At 67.2% G+C, this 5,635-nt stretch carries 3 protein-coding genes; 2 read left to right on the top strand and 1 reads right to left on the bottom strand.

All coding sequences use genetic code 11. From position 1 onward, the window contains the following. Positions 1–581 precede the first annotated feature (581 nt). The gene (locus tag ACIRVK_RS45205) at positions 582–1,646 is read left to right on the top strand and encodes a LacI family DNA-binding transcriptional regulator (protein WP_404257959.1); all 1,065 of its coding nucleotides are present in this window, start codon (positions 582–584) and stop codon (positions 1,644–1,646) included. 118 nt (positions 1,647–1,764) lie between these two features. After that, positions 1,765–3,819, top strand: coding sequence for an RICIN domain-containing protein (locus tag ACIRVK_RS45210; RefSeq protein ID WP_404257961.1), 2,055 nt, complete (start codon positions 1,765–1,767; stop codon positions 3,817–3,819). 171 nt (positions 3,820–3,990) lie between these two features. Here the strand turns inward: ACIRVK_RS45210 and ACIRVK_RS45215 are convergent, their stop codons facing one another. After that, positions 3,991–5,232, bottom strand: a complete 1,242-nt coding sequence (locus ACIRVK_RS45215; protein ID WP_404257963.1) for an IS110 family transposase — start codon at positions 5,230–5,232, stop codon at positions 3,991–3,993. Between the last annotated feature and the right edge of the window lie 403 nt (positions 5,233–5,635).

Here is a 5,635-nt window from a genome sequence, read left to right on the forward strand (position 1 = left end):
GACGAACTGCCGCTGCTGCTCCCGCAGGCGCTCAGCAACGGGATACCCGCGCCGGCGAGCAGCGCGGCACCACCCACACCACGCAGCACACTGCGTCGGCTGGGCGAGGGAAGAGAGAGGCCCGAGGGGGAGAGGTCCATGTACGGCTCCTGACAGGGCGGTTGTTCCAGGGTTTGGCACGTCGGCCCGAAGGGTGGCGGCGAGCAAATCGGTCAGGAAGTGACCACAATCAAACGCAAACACACAAAGACGATCGGTGAGTGCCAGGGAAGAGTGAGTGCTACGTGGGGTCACTGTCAAGGCGCTGTGGCGACGTTCCTCCCGTTGAAACCGGCTCATCCGTCTCTCCGAACAGCTGGACCTAACCGAGAAGATAGCTTCTGACCTGTATAATCTTGATCCGGGTGTTCGTTTTTTCGTGTCGTTGAGATCGTCTCCCCGTGCGACAGCGAATCGAAGGAAGTCGCGAGAGCTCTTGACGCCCGTACCGTATCTGCGTAGACATGACCGCGCGGTCTGACCGCGCGGTCAGAGTCGCTGACCCAGTGCATTCCGAAAACCCAGCCATCGGGAAAGACTTCATGACACCTGGAGTGGAGCCTGACGCGGCGTCTCCCACGCCCCGCAGCGCGGATGTCGCGCAACTGGCCGGGGTGTCGCGCAAGACGGTTTCGCGGGTTCTCAACGACGAACCGTACGTTTCGGACGACGCCCGTCGTCGTGTCCTCGCGGCCGCCGAGGAGCTCGGCTACCGGCTGAACCATGCAGCCAGGGCGCTGGCCTCAGGACGCACCCGCTCCCTCGGAGTCGTCGCCCTGGGAACCGCGGGGTACGGGACTGCCTCTCTGCTTGTGCACATCGAACAGGCCGTTCGGGATGCCGGTTACGCGCTCCGTGTGATCAACACGCCTGACGGCGATCCTGAAGGCATCGCCGGGGCCCTGGAGGCACTCCTCGAACAGGGCGTGGACGGCGTCGTCGTGTCCGAACCTGTGGTGAAGGGCGAGGTCCCGCTCCGCGTCGACGTACCGGTCCTCTTCCTCGGCGCACCCCCTTCCTTCACCGCGAAGCGCACACTGACCGTGAGTGTGGGGGCGCACGAACTGGCGCGGGCGGCCACCGAACACCTGCTGGACCTGGGGCACGAGACCGTCCATCACCTTGCCGGCCCGCGGAAGTGGTACGCGACCAAGGACCGCATCGAGGGATGGCAGGCCGGCCTCGCCGCGCGGGGCGCACACGAGCCGCCCCTGCTCAACGGTGACTGGTCGGCCGCCTCCGGGTACGCGGTGGGCCGCGCGCTCGCCTCGGACAACTCCGTGACGGCGGTGTTCGCCGCGGGTGATGAGATGGCTATCGGCCTGATCCACGCCCTCAAGGAAGCCGGACGGCGCGTGCCGGAGGACGTCAGTGTCGTCGGGTTCGACGGCAATCCGGTCTTCGCCTACGTCTCCCCGCCCCTGACGACGGTGCGCCAGCCCTTCGCCGCCGCCGCACGGGAAGGGATCAGACTTCTCGTGCACGCGGTCGAGAAGCCCGACGTCGAGCCGCCGCAGGCGGAGGATCCCCCGGTCGAATTGCTCGTTCGCGGCTCGACCGCGCCCCCGCAGTCCCGTCGGAGTCGGCTGCGACCGCGCACCGCCTGAGCACACCGAGAGTCCACTCGGGAGAACTCTCGCCCACTCGACTCCGCCGTTCCACCGGCCTGTCCCGGAGAACGACGGCCAACGAAGCACACGCACGATCCCCGCTATGGAGCCGCACATGTCCCCTGCACAACGAGGCGCCAGACCCGGCGCCGCTCCACGTCCTCGCCCCACCCCTCTGGTTCTGCTGTTGCTCGCCCTGATCGCAGCGGTCAGCACGGTCGTTCTCCCCGTTGCGGGCAAGGCCCACGCCCTCGCCCGCCCATCGCAGACCATGTACACCCCGCCGTCCAACGCCCCCGCCCCGGGATCGCTCTACCCGAGGGCCATACGGCTGGAGCACAGCGGTTCGTCCAACGGCACCGTGCTCGCCACGTTCGAGCAGTACACGTCCGGCACGCCCGTCTTCCCGATCTACCGCAGCACCGACAACGGCAACTCCTGGACCCACATCTCGGACGTCGCCGACACCCAGAACGGCTGGGGCATGCGCTGGGAGCCGCAGCTGTTCGAACTGCCCACGGCGATGGGCAACTTCCCCGCCGGGACCCTCCTGATCGCGGGCGACTCCGTCCCGAGCGACCGGTCCGCGACGAAGATCGACATGTACGCCAGCACGGACCACGGGCTGACGTGGACCTTCGTCAGCAACATCGCCACCGGCGGTCAGGCCATCGCCAGTAACGGTTACACCCCGGTGTGGGAGCCGTTCTTCCTGATGAACGGCAGCAGGCTCGTTGTGTACTACTCCGACCAGCGCGATCCCGCCCATGGCCAGAAGCTCGTGCACCAGGTGACGACGGACGGCGTCAACTGGGGTCCCGTCGTGGACGACGTGGCGATGCCGACGTACAGCCAGCGCCCGGGCATGGCGACCGTCGCGAAGCTGCCCAACGGCAACTACGTGATGACGTACGAGTACGGGGGTGCCCCGGAGGGGAACTTCGCCGTCTACTACAAGATCTCCTCCGACCCGGAGGCGTTCGGCTCCGTCACCGGCATCCCGCTGCGGACGACCGACGGCAACGTCCCCTGCTGCAACCCGTTCGTCACCTGGCTGCCCACCGGCGGCGCCAACGGCACACTCGTGGTCAGCGCGCAGAGCAGCACGGACCTGTTCCTCAACACCCAGAACGGCGCCGCGAACGCCTGGACCCGTATCCAGTCAAACGTCGCCGGCGGTTACAGCCGTGGGATGCTCCCGCTGCCCGACGGCCACAGCCTGCTGGTGCTCAGCGGCGGCTACAACGGCAATTCCCTCAACCCCGTCACCTACGGCACCATCGACCTGGGCGGCGGCATCTCCGACGGCGCCACCTACACCGTCTCCAACGCGAACAGCAACCTGATGCTGACCATCGCCGGAGGCTCGACCACCAACGGCACCTACGCCACCCAGCAGAACACCGACAACGCCACCGACCAGCAGTGGAAGTTCGTCCTCCAGTCGTCCGGCTACTTCAAGATCTTCAATGTGGCCAGCGGCAAGGTGCTGGGCGTGGAGAACCAGTCCACCGCAAACGGCGCCAAGGTCCTGCAGTGGGACGACAACGGCACCCTCGACCACGAATGGGCCGTCGCCCCCAGCCCGTCCGGCGGCTTCACCGCTGTCAACAGGCTGACCGGCAAGCTCCTTGAGATTCCCAATGCCTCCACGACCGCAGGCACCGTCGCCGGTCAGTGGGACAGCACCGGCTGCGCCTGCCAGCGCTGGAACCTCACCCAGACCGCCCTGCCGTCCCTGTCCAGCGGCCAGTACGTGCTGGTGAACAAGAACAGCGGCAAGTATCTGGAGATCCCCGCGGCCTCCACCACTGCCGGCACGGCGGCCGACCAGTGGCAGAACTCGGCCTGTGACTGCCAGCTGTGGACCTTCCAGTCCCAGAGCGGTGGCGCGTGGACCCTGCAGAACGTCCACAGCGGCTTGAAGCTCGACATCAACGGTTCCTCCCCTTCCGCCGGCGCGGCCGTCGACCAGAACACCGCCTCAGGCAGCAACTCCCAGAAGTGGACCCTGACCAGTGCGGGCGGCGGCTACTACAAGCTGGTCAACGTGGGCAGCGGTCTGCTGGCCGGCGTGGCCCAGTCCTCCACCGCCAACGGCGCCTCGATCGTCCAGTGGAACGACGTCGGCGTCGACGACCAGCTGTGGAAGATCGTCCGCGTCAACTGAGCCTCGATCCACCGCGTGATGATCGGCCTGTGGGCGGAGAAATGGGAAGAGGTGCCCGCTGACCTGCGATGATGGGAGTTCCTACGCTTCCACCACGCACGATCGGCAAGGCACCTCTGGTCCGAAAATGAAGCATGAGCCCTGGTCACCGGGGTGATGGGTGGGACGTGTTCATGCTTCGATGGGGTCGAAGCGGACGGTGAAGCCGAGGGCGTTGGCCTGGCGGGTGAGCCGGCGCATGGCGCGTTCGGGGTCGTGTTTGGCGTAGTAGTCGCCGCCGAGGTCGTGGAAGGCGACGTTGTCGGTGAGGATGTGCCAGACGGCGGTGAGGATCGAGTGCTCGAGGGCGACCAGTGCTTTCTTCTTGCCGAGGCGGGGCACCAGACGGTGGTAGCGGGCGCCGAGGTAGGTGGTGTCCTTGGTGCGGGAGGTGGCCATGGCGGCGGTGCCGAGTGCGGCACTCAGCCAGCGGTTGCCGTGGCGTCGGCGGCCGGATTTGTGTTTCCCGGCGGATTCGTGGTGGCCGGGGCAGACTCCGGCCCAGGAGGCCAGGTGGCCTGCGGTGCGGAAGCGGGTCATGTCACCCCCGGTCTCCGCGATGAGGGCCTCGGCGGTGGCCCGGCCGACCCCGGGGATGGTCTGAAGCAGTTCAATCTGCTGGGCGAAAGGGAGCATCTCGGCCTCGATCCGCACGGACAGTTCTCCGATGGCCGCGGTGAGGTGGTCGATGCGTTCCAGGTGCAGGCGGCAGAGGAAGGCGTGGTGTTCGCCGAAGTTCCCGGTCAGCGCCTCCACCAGCGCGGGGATCTTGGGCCGCATCCGGGCCTTGGCCATCTGGGCCAGGGTGTGGACGTCGCGTTCGCCGTCGATGAGGGCGGCGAGCATGGCCCGGCCGGAGACGCCCATGATGTCGGTGGCCACGCTGGAGAGCTTGATTCCCGCGTCCTCCAGTTCCTTCTCCAGGCGCTGGACTTCCCGGGACCGCTCCGCGGTCAAGCTGGTGCGGTAGCGGGTCAGATCCCGCAGGTGCCGGACCGGCTCGGGCGGCACGAACGACGCCTTGAGCAGACCGCATTCGCCGAGCTGGCACAACCAGGCGGCATCGGCGACGTCGGTCTTGCGACCGGGCAGGCCCTTGGTGTGCGCGGCGTTGACCAGGATCACGTTCAGGCAGTCCTCCAGCAGGTAGAACGCACCTCGCCAGTAGTCGCCCGTCGCTTCCAACACCACGAGGGTGACCTTCTCGGCGAGCAGCCAGTCCCGCAACTCGAGCAGGGAGTTGGTCACGGTGGCGAACGTACGGATCTCCTGCCGACGCGAACGCCTGCCAGAAGGATTCGGAGTGCGGACGCACGCCTTGAGGTCCTTCTTGCCGATATCCAGCGCGGCACACCGCTCATGCAGTACGTCCACAAACCCCTCCCAGGCAACGACGTGACATGCCAACGGCACGCCGTCCGGAGGGACCACAGGGCTGAAGAGTCTGGTCCGCGTGCTGCCGCAACAATTGACGGTCCCTGTCAGCGATCCCCATCGCCATCCTGACGCGCGAGCTCACAGGCATCACAGTGAAACCGGCGTTCCGGACGGAGCAGACCCATTTTCCCGCCTCCACGGCGGCCCGCGCAGCGGCCTGGGTTCCTGACGCGTAAATAGAGCCTGGTCAGGGTGGGTGTGGGCAGGGCTTGGTGCCCGGTGGCCGTTGAAGACCGCCGGGTGTCCGGGGTGCCGGTCAGGCTGCGTTCTCCCGCGGGTTGAGGGTGACGGTGTAGCCGAGCTGGTTGAGCTGGTTGATGGCCCGGCGGGTGGCGCGTTC

It is taken from the genome of Streptomyces sp. NPDC101152, from assembly GCF_044768275.1.
Lineage (GTDB): Bacteria > Actinomycetota > Actinomycetes > Streptomycetales > Streptomycetaceae > Streptomyces.